The 852-nt window shown below is 62.1% G+C and carries 1 protein-coding gene; it reads right to left on the bottom strand.

What is annotated here, in order from left to right:
* Positions 1 to 750: PAS domain S-box protein (locus ACRXB1_RS36965; protein ID WP_449494894.1), on the bottom strand; the 750-nt coding region annotated here is incomplete at its 3' end.
* Positions 751 to 852 lie beyond the last annotated feature (102 nt).

Below are 852 nucleotides of genomic sequence, written 5' to 3'. Positions count from 1 at the left end.
TGCCGCCTTGAATGCGCCGGTCCAGAAAAGCGCGTGACGCAGTTCGCCCAGACGGTTGTGAAACGCGAATTCAACTTGTTCGCGCTGCCCGTTCGTGATGCTCTGACCAACGAGATCGTGCAGGCGCTTGCTGTTTTCGGGGCCCCAGGACTGTGCTTCGAGCGCGGTGTGGCCGATCACGTCCTCGCGCCGGATTCCGAGCATTTTTTCGAACGCGCGATTCACCGCGATATAGCGGTTCTCCAGGTCCTTCGCGACCAGTGGATAGGGCACGACTTCCATCATGGTCTGCTGGAAGCTGAGTTGGGTAGCGAGACGCTGCTCCGTCTCGACGCGCCTGGCCATCTCGCGTTGAAGCAGAACGAATGCACGCAACGTCACGCCGAGGATCACGCCGATGGCAATCAGCACAGGCAACAAGCGCATTGCGCTGACGCTCCATCCGCTCGATAGCGGATCGGACGCCACCAGACTCGCCTGGAGAATCCTTTCCTTGTCGGCGGCGGGCATGGCGCGCAACGCGCGGTCGATCAGCGGCACGAGCCGGCGGTATTCAGGACGCACTGCGAAACCGATGTTCTCAAAATCGCGCGCCGGCCCGATGCCCTGCAGTTGGTCTTCGCGACGCGTCGCGATCACGTCAACCTGTCCGTTGCCGAACGCGTTCGATACCGCAGCCCAGTCCGGATACATGCGCGGATCGAAATCGATATCGAGCGCCCTGGATAAATAAGCCGTGTAAGCGAGCACATTTCCGCCGGTGTGGCCGTCGGACTCGGCGGAGGTGAATGGCGCCCAACTCGTGTCGATGCCCAGCGCGAGTGGCGGCAGCGAGCGCAGGTAGGCGCGTTA

The sequence above is a fragment of the Caballeronia sp. M23-90 genome, assembly GCF_053574605.1.
This window is presented reverse-complemented; position numbering and strand designations above follow the sequence as displayed.